Below are 16,548 nucleotides of genomic sequence, written 5' to 3' on the forward strand. Positions count from 1 at the left end.
CTTACTTCCCGTACAGGCTGCGCGCGATTCCCATTTCGAGCCCTCTCAGTTCGGCCAGGCCGCGCAGGCGGCCGATGCAAGAATAGCCCGGATTGGTCTTCTTGCGCAGGTCGTCGCACATCTGATGCCCGTGATCGGGACGCACCGGAATCGATACGCCGCGACGTTGCTGCAACGCCAACAACGCCTTCATCACGCCGTACATATCCACGTCGCCTTCGAGATGGTTCGCCTCGTAAAAATTACCTTCGTCGTCGCGGCAGGTACTGCGCAGATGGACGAACCCGACGCGATCGCCGAATTCTTCCATCATGGCGGCCAGTTCGTTGTCGCTGCGGACGCCGAACGATCCGGTACAAAGGCAAAGTCCGTTCGAACGGTTCGGAACGGCCGCAATCAATGCACGAAAATCGTCCGCCGTGCTCAGAATACGCGGCAAGCCGAGAATAGGATAAGGCGGATCGTCCGGATGGATCACCAGTTCGACGCCCGCTTCATCGGCCACCGGAGCGATCTCGCGCAGAAAAGCGACCAGGTGTTCGCGCAGCCGGGCGGCGTCGATCCCCTTGTACTGGCCGAGCGCCCCGCGGAATTGTTCGATCGTAAAACTTTCCTCGGCGCCGGGCAATCCGGCGATCATGTTCCGGGTCAGCCGCTCGCGTTCGACCGCATCCATCCGGTCGAAGCGTGCTTTCGCCTTCGCGCGCTCCTGCGACGTATATTCCGCCTCCGCCCCCGGACGCTGCAGAATAAACAGGTCGAACGCCACGAACGCCGCCCGTTCGAAACGAAGCGCTTTCGAGCCGTCCGGCAGCGTATAGGCCAGGTCGGTGCGCGTCCAGTCCAGCACCGGCATAAAATTATAGGTAACGGTACGAATGCCACAGGCGGCCAGGTTGCGCAGGCTCTGCTTGTAATTTTCGATATACCGCTGAAATTCCCCGGTGCGGGTTTTGATCCGCTCATGGACCGGAACGCTCTCGACGACGCTCCATACCAACCCGGCATCGGCAACCGTCCGCTGTCGTTTGCGGATCTCATCGACGCTCCATGTCTCCCCGTTGGGAATATGATGCAACGCCGTTACCACGTCCGTAGCCCCGGCCTGCCGGATATCCCAAAGGCCGACCGGATCGTCCGGCCCGTACCAGCGCCATGCCTGTTTACACAAATACATATTCTTTATCCGTTTTATGGATTCCCTATCGCAAAAATACGATTTCCGTTCTAAATCGAAAAAGCGTCGAAACCGCCGTCGATAACCGTGACCGTGCCCGAGACGAAACGCGAGGCATCGCTGGCGAGCCACTGCAGCGTACCGAGCAACTCTTCGGGTTCGCCGAAGCGGCGGAACGGCGTATGGCCGAGGATCGCCTCGGAACGCGGCGTCAGGCTGCCGTCCGGATTGGTCAGCAGCGCACGGTTCTGTTCGGTCAGGAAAAAGCCCGGAGCGATCGCATTCACCCGGAAGCCGTCGCCGTACTTCAGCGCCAGTTCGCCGCACAGGTACTTCGTAAAGTTGACTACCGCCGCCTTAGCCACTCCGTACCCGGCTACCCGGCTCAGCGGGCGGATCGCCGATTCGGACGCGATGTTGATGATCGAACCGCCGCGGGCCGCAACCATCGCGCGGGCGAACGCCATCGTCGGCAGCACCGTCCCGAACAGGTTCAGATCGACCACGTCCCGGAATGCCTTCATATCCAGGTCGAAGATCGTCTTATCCGGCGCGATCGTGGCCCCGGGCATATTGCCGCCGGCCCCGTTGATCAGCACGTCGATCCGGCCGTAACGTTCCATGATTTCCGAATACGCCCGTTCGATGTCCTCCTTATTCAGCACGTCGGCCGCCACGAACAACGCGTCCCCGCCGGCCGCCGCGGCTTCCCGCTGAAGGGCGAGCCCGGTTTCGGCCTTGCGGCCCATCAGCACGACCCGGGCGCCCTGTTCGGCGAAATGGAGCACCATCGAGCGTCCCAACACCCCGGTAGCCCCGGTAATCGCCACGACCCGGTCTTTTACGCAAAACAAATTTTTCATCATCGAATACCTTAAAAAATGAACCGCATGAATTTCATGATCGGATATTCCGAGGGGTAAAGATACCAAAATTTCCGTATCCGCGACGTCCGCACGCCTTGTCCGAAACGTTTTTCCGGACACTTTTCCCGTCCGGATTTGCAATATTGGCAAATGATTGTTTATTTTGTACATTGTGAATTGTGACGTTTCATCCAGACTTCGTATCATGAAAAAGATCCTGTTGCCGGTCCCGGCGCTGTGTGTCGGCGTATTGTTGTGCCTATCGTTGCGGGGAGAAGCCCCTTCGCGGCTAACGACCGACCTCGCGGAACATACCGACCGGGTCTGGATCGGCGGTTATCCGTCGCAAGTGACGCTGGAACAGGCGGACAAGATCGTCGAACCGGCCCGGTTCGTTACGATCGGCAGCCGGCGGCCGTCGTTCGGCTGGCAGGTCAACGATTCGCGCAGCGACGTAATGCAGACCGCTTGCCGCATCCTGCTGGCTTCGTCGCCCGGAACGCTCGCAACCGACTCGGCCGACCTGTGGGACAGCGGCGTAATTCCGGGAGACCGCAGCGTAGCCGTCCCGTATGCCGGCAAGGCACTGGAGCCCGGCAAAATCTACTACTGGAAAGTGATGACTTTCAACAACGGCGATCCGCAGCCGTGGTCGGCCGTCAAGGCGTTCCGCACGGCAGATTCGCTGACCGAATACGCCACGCCGGCCTACCCGCTCGAAAAAACGGACAACGGCTTACCGAAAACGACCCAAAAACTCTCCGATCGGCTCGTTTTCGCCGACTTCGGTTACGACGCGTTCGGACAGCTCCGGCTGACGCTTTGCTCGCACGCCGGCGGCGACACGGTGACCGTCCGCCTCGGCGAATGCCTGAAAGACGGACGCATCGACCCGGCTCCGGGAGGCTCCCGCCGTTTCCTGAGCCAGCGCCTCGCACTGCTGCCGGGCATACGCACTTACACCGTAAAAATACCGGCGGACGCGCGCAACACCGGCCCCCAGGCCGTTCGGATGCCGGACTATATCGGGGAAGTCTATCCGTTCCGCTACTGCGAGATCGAAGGCGATGCGATCGGCAACGGCACGGGTATCATCAGCCGGCAGGTCGTAAACTACCCGTTCGACGATCTCGCGGCGGAATTCGCCAGTTCCGACACGACGCTGAACCAAGTATGGGAACTGTGCAAATACTCGATCAAAGCGACCTCTTTCGCCGGATTATATGTGGACGGCGACCGCGAACGCATCCCTTACGAAGCCGATGCGCTGATCAACCAACTATCGCACTACTGCGTCGACCGCGAATACACGATGGCGCGGCGCAGCCACGAATACCTGCTCGGGAACGCCACTTGGCCGACCGAATGGATCCTGCAATCGGTGCTGATCGCCTGGTACGACTACCTGTACACCGGCGACCTGCGGGCCGTAAAAACGCATTACGAGACGCTGAAAAACAAGACGCTGACCGCACTGTCCGGCATGGACGGATTCGTCAGCCTCACGCCGGAGAAACTGACGCCCGAACTGTACGCGTCGATCAACCTGCGGGGACAAACGTTGAAAAATATCGTCGACTGGCCGCACACGGGGATCCTGGGACTCGGCAAGGCGGAAGGGGGCGAAACCGACGGTTTCGTATTCCGCGACGTCAACACGGTGGTCAACGCTTACCACTACTGCGCGCTGGAACTGATGGCCCGCATGGCCGGAGCCGCCGGAGAGTCGGAAGATTCCGCCGCATACGCCCGGGCGGCCGGTCGTCTGGCGGACAATTTCAACAAACAACTGTTCAATAAAAAAACCGGCGCTTACCGCGACGGCATCGGCACCGACCACTGCTCGCTGCACGCCAACATGTTCCCGCTCTGCTTCGGACTCGCCGACGCAAAACGGACGCAGGCCGTTGCGGATTTCGTCAAGACGCGGGGCATGGCCTGCAGCGTCTACGGCTCGCAATTCCTGATGGATGCGCTGTACGAAGCCGGAGAAGCCGACTACGCGCTGCAACTGCTCACGTCGGATGCCGAACGCAGTTGGTACAACATGATCCGCGTCGGCTCGACCATTTCGCTGGAAGCCTGGGACGACAAATACAAACCGAACCAGGACTGGAACCACGCTTGGGGCGCGGCCCCGGCCAACATCATCCCGCGCAGGCTGATGGGCGTCGTACCGACCGAACCGGGTTTTTCGCGCATCGAAATCCGCCCGCAGCCGGCCGGACTCGAAAAAGCCTCGCTGCGGATGCCCACGATACGGGGCGACGTGGAAACGGCGTTCGAAAACACGCCCGGCCGTTTCACGCTGACGACCGTCGTACCGGCCAACGTGAAAGCCGACGTCTACCTGCCGCTGCCCGCCGGAACCAAAAATTACGACGTGACCGTCAACGGGCAGCCTGCAGGACAGACCGTCCGCGAAGGAAATTTTATAAAGATCGCGGATCAGGGTTCCGGAAAAAACGCATATATTCTGAACACTAAATAACTTAATCAAACCAAACACAAACAACCGAAATGAAAAAACTTTTTATCTGTGCATTCCTCGTGTATGCCGCTTCGCTTCAGGCGCAACCGATGGGCAAGGGCAACCTGCCCCCCGTATTCCCGAAAGAAGTGGCCGAAAAGACACAATTCGATACCCGTACGCGTGCGTATATTTCGCCCGTGCGCGTGATGTGGACGCAGAACGGCGACCTGATCACCGGCTCCGAGAACCTGTTGTTGCAAGGCAACGGGCAGGCTACGACGGCCAATACCCCGAAAACCGTTTTCGTATCCAAAGAGGGTAAGCGTCCGTCGATCCTGCTGGATTTCGGTCGTGAAATCCACGGGGGACTGCAGTTCGTAACCTGCATTCGCGCATCGACCAAACCCGTCAAGGTACGCGTGCGCCTCGGCGAATCGGTCGGCGAAGCGATGTGCGAGATCACGAAGGAAAACGGCGCGACGAACGACCACGCGATGCGCGACTACACGATCGAACTGCCGTGGCTGGGCGTCTGCGAAGTCGGGAACTCCGGCTTCCGTTTCGTCCGGATCGACATGCTCGAAGACGACGTCGAACTGCCGATCAAGGAGATCCGCGCCAGCCTGTTATACCGCGACATCCCGTACCTCGGCTCGTTCCGTTCGAACGATCCGCGCGTGGACAGCATCTGGGCGACCGGCGCCTACACGCTGCACCTGAACCTGCAGGAATATCTCGTAGAGGCCCCGAAGCGCGACCGCCTGGTATGGCTCGGCGACCTGCATCCCGAAGTGCGTACCGCGCTGGCCGTATTCGGCGACAACGAGGCGCTTTCGCGCGGCCTGGACTTCGCCCGCGACGAAACCCCGCTGCCGGGCTGGATGAACGGCATGTGCTCCTATTCGCTGTGGTGGGTGCTGATCCACCGCGACTACTACATGTACCGCGGCGACCTGAATTACCTGAAACAGCAGCAACAATACCTCAGCGACCTGATGAAGATCCTGATGAGCAAGGTGGACGCCGAAGGCCGTGAACACCTCGACGGCGGCGGACGCTTCCTCGACTGGCCGACCAGCGAAGACACGTTGGCCGTCAACGCCGGCCTGCACGCGCTGATGCTGATGACTTTCGAAGCCGGAGCCGAAATGCTGAACGCATTGGGCGACAAAGAACTGGCCGCACAATGCACCGCAACCGCCGACCGGATGAAAAAAGTAACGCCCGACTACAAAACGTCGAAACAGTCCGCCGCACTGATCGCCCTGGCCGGCATCGTTCCGGCCGAAACGGCCAACAAGGAAGTGCTCGAAGTGGGCGGCGCCCACGGTTTCTCGACCTTCTACGGCTATTACATGCTGAAAGCCCAAGCCCTGGCCGGAGACTATACCGATGCGATCCAGAACATGAAGGACTACTGGGGCGGTATGCTCGACCTCGGCGCTACGACTTTCTGGGAAGACTTCGACATCAACTGGAAGAAAAACGCCGCACGGATCGACGAGCTGATCCCGGCCGGTAAAGTAGACGTTCACCGCACTTACGGCGACTACTGCTACAAAGGCTACCGTCACAGCCTGGCGCACGGATGGGCATCGGGGCCGACGGCATGGCTCAGCGAATACGTGCTCGGCGTGAAGATCGTCGAACCGGGTTGCAAAGCCGTGAAGATCGAACCGAACCTCGGCGGTCTCGAATGGGTCGAAGGAACCGTTCCGACGCCGTACGGAGTGATCAAGGTACGTCATGAGAAACAGGCCGACGGGAAGATCAAATCGAAGATCGAAGTCCCGAAAGGCGTGAAAGTGGTAAAATAACGAACCGCGGGAAGCGATTCGGCCGCCAGGGATATGCCTGTGAAAATAAGGGTATCAAAAAATATATTTTTTATATCATTATTTTCACAGGCATATCCCTTGTTTTAGGTACATTTGCTTTCACAAAAACACGGCATCCGTCGGCAACAGCCGGACAATAAGATACGGATGCAGCTTTCGGACATGCGGCGGAAAACGACGGCGCGCCGAAAGACATGGAGGTTACAAAGAGGCAACGCGACAGAGAGACACGAAAGAAATCGTATCGCAGACGGAACGAGCAACCGGGGCTGAAAACCGGGACGGTCGGGACGGCGCGAAAAGCCGGAGCAACGAGGACGCGGGGATTCCCCCGCACAATCTGCAAACTCCGAAAAACGATCTCAGCGTGTTCGGTTTTCGGAAATTTGATTTGCGACGGCTGTTCGGACAGCTTATTAAGCCAAACAAATTAAATAAACTTAAAAACCGAAAACCGATGAAACAAATTTCATTTCTGGCGTTCGACCTTGGAGCAACCAGCGGCCGTACCATTCTGGGGACGCTGAACGAAGGCAAACTCCAGATGAAGGAACTGACTCGTTTCCCGAACCAGATCCTCGAACTGAACGGACACGCTTACTGGAACATCTTCTCGCTGTACGAACACCTGAAGGCCGGCATGATCGCCGCCGCCAAGGAAGACGTGGAGATCACCTCGATCGGCATCGACACCTGGGGCGTCGATTTCGTATTCCTCGGCGAAGACGGTCAGATTCTGGGTATTCCGCACGCTTACCGCGACCAGCACACGGCAGGAGCGCCGGAAGAATATTTCGAGAAGGTATTGCCCCGCAAAGAGGTATACGATATCACCGGCATCCAGATCATGAACTTCAACAGCCTGTACCAGCTCTACGCGATGAAGCGCGACAACTCGTCGCTGCTGAACGCCGCTAAAGAAGCGCTGTTCATTCCGGACGCGCTGAGCTACATGCTGACCGGCAAGAAAGTGGTCGAATATACGATCGCATCCACGTCGCAGATACTGAACCCGCGCACCAAGAAGTTCGAAACTTGCCTGCTCGAAAAAATGGGCGTGAAGGCCAACCTGTTCGGCGACATCGTGATGCCGGGTTACGTGATCGGTACGCTGACCGATGCGCTGGCCGCAGAAACCGGACTGGGCAAACTGCCGGTGGTAGCCGTTGCCGGTCATGACACCGCTTCGGCCGTGGCAGCCGTTCCGGCCAAAAACGAAAAATTCGCTTATCTGAGCTCCGGCACCTGGTCGTTGATGGGGATCGAAGTCAAAGACCCGATCATCACCGAAGAAACTTCGCGCCTGAACATCACCAACGAAGGCGGCGTCGAAGGCACTACCCGACTGCTGAAGAACATCACCGGCATGTGGATTCTCGAACAGTGCATCAAAGAGTGGCGTAAGGAAGCGATCGAATACACTTACCCCGAAATCGTCAAAATGGCGCGCGACGCCGCTCCGTTCCAGTCGTTCATCGACCCGGACGACGAATCGTTCGCCAATCCTCCCAGCATGATCAAGGCGATCAAGGACTTCTGCCTCAGAACCGGCCAGAAAGTTCCGCGCAACCACTCCGAACTGATCCGCTGCATCTTCGAAAGTCTCGCGCTGAAATACAAGAACGTGCTCGATAAGTTCCGTTCGCTGGCTCCGTTCCCGATCGAACGGCTGCACATTATCGGCGGGGGCGCAAAGAACCGCCTGCTAAACCAGTTCACGGCCAACGCGACCGGCGTAACCGTCGTCGCCGGCCCGTCGGAAGGCACGGCCATCGGCAACATCATGCTGCAGGCGCGCGCCGCAGGTTGCGTCAATTCGCTGCAGGAGATGCGCGACATGATCGGCGAAGCCATCGAGATCGAAACGTTCACGCCGGAAGATACCGACGCATGGAACGCCGCTTACGAACGCATCAAATCGCTGATCAAATAATTCCGTTCCGCCGGATTCGGTAACGACAGAAAACAACAATCATTCAATACTCTTTAACTTAAAACAAAAACCATGAAAGACGCAAAAATCCAGCAAGCCTACGAGGCCGCCAAAGCACGCTATGCCGAAATCGGTGTCGATACCGACGCCGTACTGGAACAGATCGCCAAAGTATCCCTGTCGCTGCACTGCTGGCAGACGGACGACGTAACCGGTTTCGAAAACCCGGACGGCCAGCTTTCGGGCGGTATTCAGGCTACCGGCAACTATCCCGGCAAAGCCCGCAACATCGAAGAAGTGCGCAAAGACATCGAAAAGGTGAAAAGCCTGCTGCCGGGTAATCACCGTCTGAACATCCACGCCATCTACGGCGACTTCGGCGGTCAAAAGGTAGACCGCGATCAGATCGAACCGAAACACTTCCAGAGTTGGATCGACTGGGCGAAAGCCAACAACATGAAACTGGACTTCAACAGCACCAGCTTCTCGCACCCGAAGAGCGGCGACCAGTCGCTGTCGAACCGCGACAAAGGCATCCGCGACTTCTGGATCGAACACACCATCCGCAGCCGTAAGATCGCCGACGAAATGGGTAAACAGCTCGGCGACAAAGCCTGCCACAACCTGTGGATCCACGACGGTTCGAAAGATATGACCGTCGACCGTTACCTGTACCGTTCGCTGCTGAAAGACTCGCTCGATCAGATCTTCGCCCACAAATTCGCAAACGTGAAAGACGCCGTCGAGAGCAAAGTATTCGGCGTGGGCCTCGAAAGCTACACGGTAGGTTCGCACGAGTTCTACATGGGTTACGCCGTACAGAACGGCATCATGTGCACGCTCGACATGGGTCACTTCCACCCGACCGAAGAGACTTACGACAAGATCTCGTCGCTGCTGCTCTTCACGCCGGAAATCATGCTGCACGTAAGCCGTCCGGTACGTTGGGACAGCGACCACGTGGTTATCCTGAACGACAGCGTACAATTGCTGGCACAGGAAATCGTATGGGCCAACGCACTGAACAAGACCAATATCGGTCTCGACTACTTCGACGCTTCGATCAACCGGATCGGCGCATACGTGGTAGGTAGCCGCGCTACGCAGAAAGCGTTCCTGCAGGCACTGCTGACCCCGATCAGCAAACTGCGCCAGTATGAAGCGAACGGCCAGTTGTTCCAGCGCATGGCTGTGCTCGAAGAAGCCAAGAGTATGCCGTGGGCTGCCGTGTACGACTACTTCTGCTACAAGAACAACGTTCCCGTTGCCGAAGACTACATCACGGAAATCGAAAAATACGAAAAGGAAATTACCTCTAAGAGATAATATCCGATATTAACCAAGCGAGCTGTCCGTGCATGTGTTTTTCTCCCGAAAAACGACATGTGCGGATAGCTTGTTAAAAACTACTGATTCATATGGAAATTTTACTGGGTTTACTTATCATCGCGATAGGCAGTTTCGGGCAGTCAAGCTCGTACGTGCCGATCAATAAAGTGAAGAACTGGGCTTGGGAAAGCTTCTGGATCGTCCAGGGCATTTTCGCATGGCTCGTATTTCCGCTGCTCGGCGCGCTGCTGGGCGTTCCCGAAGGAATGGGACTGTTCGAACTGCTCGGAAACGGCGGCGCTGCAAAAGCCATCGTTTACGGCATATTGTGGGGCGTCGGCGGTCTGACGTTCGGACTCAGCATGCGCTACCTGGGCGTTGCGCTCGGGCAGTCGATCTCGTTGGGAACCTGTGCCGGATTCGGTACGCTGCTGCCGGCCATTTTCGCCGGCACGAACCTGTTCCAGGGCCAGGGTCTGATCCTGCTGGTAGGCGTGTGCATCACGCTAGCCGGTATCGCCGTGATCGGTTACGCCGGTTCGCTGCGCTCGAAAAACATGACCGAAGAGGAGAAAAAAGCCGCTATCAAAGATTTCGCGTTGACCAAAGGTCTGCTCGTAGCCCTGCTGGCCGGCGTAATGAGCGCCTGTTTCGCACTCGGTCTCGACGCCGGAACACCGATCAAAGAAGCTGCGCTCACCAACGGCGTGAAACCGCTGTTCGCCGGTCTGCCGGTTATCCTGCTGGTGACTTTCGGCGGATTCCTTACGAATGCCGCTTACTGTATCCAGCAAAATATCAAAAACAAAACGGGAAAAGATTATTTCTCCGTTCCGGGCGGCATTTTCGTAAACAACGTGCTGTTCTGCGCGCTGGCCGGAGTGCTGTGGTATTCACAGTTCTTCGGACTGGAAATGGGCAAGAGCTTCCTGGTGGATTCGCCGCTGCTGATGGCCTTCTCATGGAGCATCCTGATGTCGCTGAACGTAACGTTCTCGAACGTATGGGGCATCCTGCTCAAAGAATGGAAAGGCTGCAATTCGAAAACGATCTCCGTACTGGTCATCGGTCTGGTGATCCTGGTATTCTCGGTATTCGCACCGTCGCTGATGAACATGGCGTTCGGATACTAAACCGGATAAAACCTATTCGAATTCCGGAACCGACTCCGGTTCCGGAATTCTTAACCAATAAAACTTCAATATTATGAAATGCGCATTTAAAATGAAACTCAAACCCGGTTGCGAGGTAGAGTACGAAAAACGCCACCGCGCGATCTGGCCCGAACTGGTCAAACTGCTGAAAGAAACCGGCGTAAGCGACTACTACATCTTCTGGGACAAGGAGACGAACCTGCTGTTCGCCGTTCAGGAACAGGGAGGCGAGAGCGGTTCGCAGGATCTCGGCACGAATCCGATCGTAAAAAAATGGTGGGACTACATGGCCGACATCATGGACGTGAATCCGGACAACTCGCCGGTTTCGATTCCGCTGAAAGAGGTATTCTACATGGAATAAGACCGGGTCTTCCGGGACGGAGAGGATGACTTCGGTCATCCTCTTTTTTTATTTATTCGCCGCGCTTAAACGACCACCCGAGGAGCAATCATCTAAAAAATCCATTCCGTTGAAATTCCGCGCCCGGTTAGGTTAACCGGATTTTAATGCTTAGATTTGCACCCGAATCAAAAAATACTCCGATGAGAATAAACGATTGATAGTCGGTACTGTTAAACCGACGCCTCGAAGCAACTAACATTTTTCGGTTTATCAACCCGGTCTCATGCAAGACCCCTTATTAATCGTACTTTGATGAGTATTATCCTAAGCGGTGTAAATTACCGCTATACCAACCGGCAACCTCTTTTCGAACCGGTCAACCTATCGGTACTTCCGGGCGAGAAAATCTCGATCGTCGGAAATAACGGAACCGGAAAATCGACCTTGCTAAGGTTGATCGCCGGAGAACTGGCTCCTTCCTGCGGAAGCATCGGCCGTTCCGTCTCCCCTTATTACGTTCCCCAGCAAACGGACATCCGGAGCGAATCGGTCGGCCGGACATTGGGCGTCGCGGAGAAACTCGACGCACTGCGCGCCATCTGCGACGGCAGCGCCAACCCGGATCACTACGACACGCTGGCGGACGACTGGGACATCGAATCCCGCTGTCGTTCCGCTCTCGACGCTTGGGGCCTGCCGCACGTAGAACTAACCGCATCGACCGATTCGCTGAGCGGCGGGGAGAAAACGAGACTTTCTCTGGCTGGACTGACGATCCACCGACCGGCCATCGTACTGCTCGACGAACCCACGAACCACCTCGACCGCACGGGCCGCGACCGGCTTTACGACTACATCCGCACCTGCAAGGCTACGTTGATCGTAGTCAGTCACGATACCTACTTGCTCAATCTGCTCGACCGCACCTGCGAACTCTCCAAGAAAGGGCTCAAAACATACGGAGGAAACTACAATTTCTACCGGGAACAAAAACGAATCGAAGACAGCGCCCTGGAGCAGCGGATCGATTCGGAACAGGCCGCGCTGCGGCTGGCCCGTAAAAAAGCGCAAGAAATCGCGGAACGACAGCAGAAAAGGTTCAACCAAGGAGAACGGAACAAAGACCGGCTTCCCCGCATCCTGCGCAAAGGGGCGAAAGACCGCGGTGAAACAACGATTTCGAAACTCCGGGAAAAACATTCGGACATCGTCGGCCTGAACGAAAAGCGGCTGAACGATCTGCGGCGACAGCGCGGAACGGCGTGCCGGTTCAAAATCGATTTCGACGATGCGCTGCTGCATAACGGGAAACTGCTGATCGCTGCGGACGGAGTGAACTTCGGTTACGACCGGGAGCGCCCGTTGTGGAGAATTCCGCTCGACCTGGAGATCCGTAGCGGCGAACGGATACGTCTTACCGGCAACAACGGCAGCGGCAAAACGACTCTCGTCAGGCTACTGACAGGAGAACTGTTCCCGACAGCGGGCGAAATCCGCAGAACCGACTTCTCGTACGTCTGCCTCGACCAGGAATACAGTCTGGTCGACACTCCGCAGACGGTACTGGAACTGGCGCAAAAATACAACCGCAGCAACCTTTGCGACCACGAGATCAAGATGCGGCTCAAGCGGGTCCTATTCGCCGCAGACACGTGGGACACAAGCTGCAACGCGCTGAGCGGCGGCGAAAAGATGCGGCTCTGCCTGTGCTGCCTGATGATCTCGAACCATGTTCCCGATCTATTTATTCTCGACGAACCGACCAATAATCTCGACCTGTCGAGCCTCGCCGTGCTCGCCGATACGATAGGCGATTATCGGGGCACCCTGCTCGTTATCTCCCACGACCGGAACTTCACCGACGAAATAGGAATCACGAAAACCGTCGAACTCGGATAAGCGCCGCTTCCGGAACGCCCCAAAAGAGTCCGGGAAAACGGTATGACGAAATCGTCTCCGTTTTCCCGGACTCTTTTTTACGGTCCGACCCGCGCGTTCCGCTACGAACGACAACGGATCGGATGGAAAATCAATATTTATCCAACTGGGTTTTCAGATAACCTTTTTCTTTCCAGATATTCTCGATCTTTTTCAACCGCTTGCGGAAATCTTCGTAGTATTTCTTGTCCGCAGGCGTCCAGCCGCACTCGGCATAAGCCGCGATACGCGGGAAAATCTGATAATAAAGCCGGTCGAGGTTCGGCGTGAATTCGCCCCACATCTGGCAGCCGGTTCCCAGAATTTTCTCTTTATCGGCATCGGCCAGGCCGTCCGGAATCGGATTGAACGAATAAGCCTTTTCGAACGGGGTCACTTCGTACGGATAGTCCAGGTAAGTGAAGAAACGGTTCGAATTGACCACGTCGTACCCTTTCTCGATCGCTTTGTTCACCAGACTGATATCCCCGTCCCAGAACTGCACGATCGTACCGGGAGCCAATTTCTCGGACTGGCTGGCCTGTACGTGCGCTTCGCCGCGAACATTGTCGCCGGTAATCTCGTTCCAGCCGATCATCCGACACCCTTTCGAGGCGAGGTATTTCGACATCCGGTTGATCGCCCATACCTGCAAATCGGAGCAGGTCGGCAGGCCGTTGGCCTTCATGAAAGCCTGGATCTCCTCCGAATTCTGCCAGTGCGTGTAATTCGCTTCGTCGCCGCCGATATGCACGATCTTCGACGGGAACAGCGCCACCACTTCATCGAGAATATCGTGCAGGAACTCCTCGACCTTCGGGTCGGTCACGTCGTACAGATCGCCTACGACGGCTTTCCCTTCCCTGCGGCTCGTGGCGCCGATCCACGGATAGGCATAGATCGAAGCGGAAGCGTGCCCCGGCACCTCGATCTCGGGAATCACCTTGATCCCCCGGTCGTCGGCATACTTCACGATGTCGCGGATCTCGTCCTGCGTATAATAAGCGCGTTTCGGGAACAACTCGTCCCACTCTTCCGACGTAACGTTCATGTGGTCGAAATCGCGTTTCGAACCGAGTTCGGTCAACTTCGGATATTTTTTGATCTCGATACGCCACCCCTGATCGTCTACCAGATGCCAATGGAACGTATTCATTTTCAGCCGGGCCATCTCGTCCAGCAGATTCTTGACCGTTTCAGCGCCCTGGAAATGACGGCTTTCGTCCTGCATGTAAGCGCGCCACGGGAAAGCCGGCGCATCGGTAATCACGCAGGCCGGTATCGTCACCAGGCCGTTCTGCGGCGTGGTCATCTGGCGCAGCGTCTGCAACGCATAGAGCAACCCCGCACGGGCGTCGGCCGTAGCCACGATCTGCTTTTTGCTGTCCGGGGACATCACGGCCAGGCGATACGCCTCGTCGTTGTTATTCGACGGCACGGCATTGAGTTTAAACGCCAGTTTGGCTTTCTTGGCTTTGGTCGTATAAACCGGATCGATCCCGGCCTCTTTCAGCACCCCGGTCACGTAATCCTGATTCAGGTTCGCTTTCGGATCGAGATAAACCGAAGTCTCCCCGCTCAATACGGCTGCGTTCTGGAAAGCGACGATCTTGACCGGCTTCGGCAGTATCTCGATCGGGTGGTTCTGCGCCCGTGTTCCGTTTACGGCGAACAGCGCCGCGGCAACCAGGCCGATAAAAAGTTTTTTCATAAAGAAGCGTTTTAATGCTTGGTTAATTTAAGTCATTCAAACCGGTTCCGAAAACGGTCAGTAGCGGATAACCGGCGTTTCGCCGTCCCACTCGACTTCCCAGAAACGGATAAAATTGCCGTTCATTTCCCACTTGAAAGCGGAAAAAATCAGACGGCCTTTATCTTCGACGATCTCCCAGCCCGACCACAATCCGTCCGGCGGCCAGTCGAACGGCACCTCTTCCCAGCGGTTCGACATCGGGTCTTTGGTCTTGCAGAGCACTTTCCCGTGTCCGCTGGTAGCGAACATATAATATGTGCCATCATGCTCGAAAACCCGCGGACTTTCGGGCGTCGTAAACGTAATCAGCGCCGGCCCGAGATCTTTCCAACGGATCGCATCGTCCGACGAAGCGAGCGCGATCGCGCCTTTGCCGTCGGCGGTAGTGACCATCGAAAACATCAGGAACTGCCCGCCATATCGCAGGATGTGCGAATCCCGGCAATCCTCCCAACCGGTCGGATTGCGCATCGCCCACTCCGGCGCCGTATAGACCGGATTTTCCGGACAACGTTTCCAGTCGAACAGATCCTTGCTGGTAGCCAGACCGACGGTTTGCTTGCCCAGCCAACGGTCGTCGAACCCGGTATAAACCATGTAGTACGTTCCCTTGTGCTTCACGATGGACGGAGCGGATACGACCTGCCCCTCCCACGTACCGGGAACGACCCGGATGACGCGCGGGTGATGCTCCCAATGCACCAGATCGGTCGAAGTGGCGTGTCCGAACGCCTTCTCGCTGTCCGGTTCCTGCCAGTCCTGCGTATCGTTGGCCACGCCCACGTTGTAGAACAGATGGAACGTACGCCCCTTCTTGATGACGAAATAATCCTTGACGTATTCGCCCTCGCGGGAAAACTGCCCGATTTGCCCGGAATTCGCCCGCATCTTTTCCGGCGCGCGCGCGCCGAGCGGGGAACAAACCCAACAAGCCATCCCCGCCAACAGCAGGAACGCGGCACCCCAACGGTTGATCTTATACATAGCCGAAATGTTTTGCGACAGCGCCCCGGCAGCAACCTGCCGGACCGAATGCCTATTCGATAACGATCAATACGTCTCCTTCGAGCACGGAATCTCCGGTGCCGACGCGAATCTCCGCAACAGTGCCTTCCTTGTCCGAATCGACGTTGTTTTCCATCTTCATCGCTTCGAGCACCATCAGACGCTGTCCGACTTTGACCGCATCGCCGACCGCAACCTTGATGTCGAGGATCACGCCCGGCAGCGGACTCTTGACAGCGCCTCCGCCGGCGGCGGGTTTCGCGGCTGCGGCAGGCGCCGGCTGTGCCGGAGCGGGCGCGGCGACAGCGACCGGTTTCGCAGCGACGGCTTTTTCCTGGTCGAGCGTCACCGTATAGTTCGTTCCGTTCACCGTCACGTCAGCGCGGTTTCCGTTCAGGTCGTTGACGGCGACCTGGTAATCGTTTCCGTTGATATTCAGTTTATATTCCTTCATGATGATTCGATCTGTCGTTTGTATGAACGGGCGTCCCGACTCCCCGGAAACCGGACCGGCCGCGGCGCCCTGCAATCATTCCCTACCAGCGGCGGTTGCGCTGCGGCAGGCGGGTCATCCCGTAACTTTTGCAATTCCATCCGGAAGCCGCTTTCGCCGTCCGAACAACGGCAGCGGGAGCCGTGCGGGTCTCCCTGCCGTACAGTTCGAGAGCGACGGCAATCGCCGCAACCACTTCGTTTTCGGAAGATGAAGATCCGGATTTTTTGGATGCAAACAATCTGCTGAAAAATCCCTTCATCG

Annotated in this window: 13 protein-coding genes; 7 read left to right on the forward strand and 6 right to left on the reverse strand. The window is 57.0% G+C overall.

Annotated elements, in window-relative coordinates:
* Position 1 precedes the first annotated feature (1 nt).
* Positions 2-1,177, reverse strand: a complete 1,176-nt coding sequence (gene uxuA / locus C1A08_RS02615) for a mannonate dehydratase (protein WP_101571188.1) — start codon at positions 1,175-1,177, stop codon at positions 2-4.
* A 50-nt stretch (positions 1,178-1,227) separates the two neighbouring features.
* Positions 1,228-2,040 carry an SDR family oxidoreductase gene (locus tag C1A08_RS02620; protein ID WP_055203440.1) on the reverse strand — a complete coding sequence of 271 codons (813 nt, stop codon included), beginning with the start codon at positions 2,038-2,040 and terminating at the stop codon, positions 1,228-1,230.
* Between the two features lie 208 nt (positions 2,041-2,248).
* Between C1A08_RS02620 and C1A08_RS02625 the strand changes: the two genes are divergently transcribed.
* From C1A08_RS02625 to C1A08_RS02655, 7 genes are all read left to right on the forward strand, one after another.
* Entirely contained in the window at positions 2,249-4,534 is a 2,286-nt protein-coding gene (locus C1A08_RS02625; RefSeq protein ID WP_101571191.1) for an alpha-L-rhamnosidase-related protein, read from the forward strand.
* 89 nt (positions 4,535-4,623) lie between these two features.
* Complete coding sequence (locus tag C1A08_RS02630) at positions 4,624-6,333, forward strand: alpha-L-rhamnosidase-related protein (RefSeq protein ID WP_101571625.1); 1,710 nt, start codon at positions 4,624-4,626, stop codon at positions 6,331-6,333.
* 478 nt (positions 6,334-6,811) lie between these two features.
* Entirely contained in the window at positions 6,812-8,287 is a 1,476-nt protein-coding gene (locus C1A08_RS02635) for a rhamnulokinase (RefSeq protein WP_055201811.1), read from the forward strand.
* Positions 8,288-8,359: 72 nt separating this feature from the next.
* Positions 8,360-9,613 carry an L-rhamnose isomerase gene (locus C1A08_RS02640; RefSeq protein ID WP_055201813.1) on the forward strand — a complete coding sequence of 418 codons (1,254 nt, stop codon included), beginning with the start codon at positions 8,360-8,362 and terminating at the stop codon, positions 9,611-9,613.
* A 92-nt stretch (positions 9,614-9,705) separates the two neighbouring features.
* Positions 9,706-10,749 (forward strand): L-rhamnose/proton symporter RhaT, encoded by a 1,044-nt coding sequence (rhaT, locus tag C1A08_RS02645; RefSeq protein WP_101571193.1) that lies wholly within the window; start codon positions 9,706-9,708, stop codon positions 10,747-10,749.
* 70 nt (positions 10,750-10,819) lie between these two features.
* Positions 10,820-11,134 (forward strand): L-rhamnose mutarotase, encoded by a 315-nt coding sequence (rhaM, locus tag C1A08_RS02650; protein WP_055201816.1) that lies wholly within the window; start codon positions 10,820-10,822, stop codon positions 11,132-11,134.
* A 294-nt stretch (positions 11,135-11,428) separates the two neighbouring features.
* Complete coding sequence (locus C1A08_RS02655; protein WP_101571195.1) at positions 11,429-13,015, forward strand: ABC-F family ATP-binding cassette domain-containing protein; 1,587 nt, start codon at positions 11,429-11,431, stop codon at positions 13,013-13,015.
* Between the two features lie 130 nt (positions 13,016-13,145).
* Here the strand turns inward: C1A08_RS02655 and C1A08_RS02660 are convergent, their stop codons facing one another.
* The 4 genes from C1A08_RS02660 to C1A08_RS02675 form a co-directional block, all read right to left on the reverse strand.
* Complete coding sequence (locus C1A08_RS02660) at positions 13,146-14,744, reverse strand: beta-N-acetylhexosaminidase (RefSeq protein WP_055201821.1); 1,599 nt, start codon at positions 14,742-14,744, stop codon at positions 13,146-13,148.
* Between the two features lie 57 nt (positions 14,745-14,801).
* Positions 14,802-15,770, reverse strand: coding sequence for a family 43 glycosylhydrolase (locus tag C1A08_RS02665; protein ID WP_055201823.1), 969 nt, complete (start codon positions 15,768-15,770; stop codon positions 14,802-14,804).
* A gap of 52 nt (positions 15,771-15,822) precedes the next feature.
* The gene (locus C1A08_RS02670) at positions 15,823-16,245 is read right to left on the reverse strand and encodes a biotin/lipoyl-containing protein (protein WP_101571197.1); all 423 of its coding nucleotides are present in this window, start codon (positions 16,243-16,245) and stop codon (positions 15,823-15,825) included.
* Between the two features lie 82 nt (positions 16,246-16,327).
* Positions 16,328-16,546, reverse strand: coding sequence for a hypothetical protein (locus tag C1A08_RS02675; protein ID WP_055201827.1), 219 nt, complete (start codon positions 16,544-16,546; stop codon positions 16,328-16,330).
* Positions 16,547-16,548: the final 2 nt, after the last annotated feature.

This window comes from Alistipes sp. cv1 (genome assembly GCF_900240235.1).
GTDB classification, from domain to species: Bacteria; Bacteroidota; Bacteroidia; order Bacteroidales; family Rikenellaceae; genus Alistipes_A; species Alistipes_A hominis.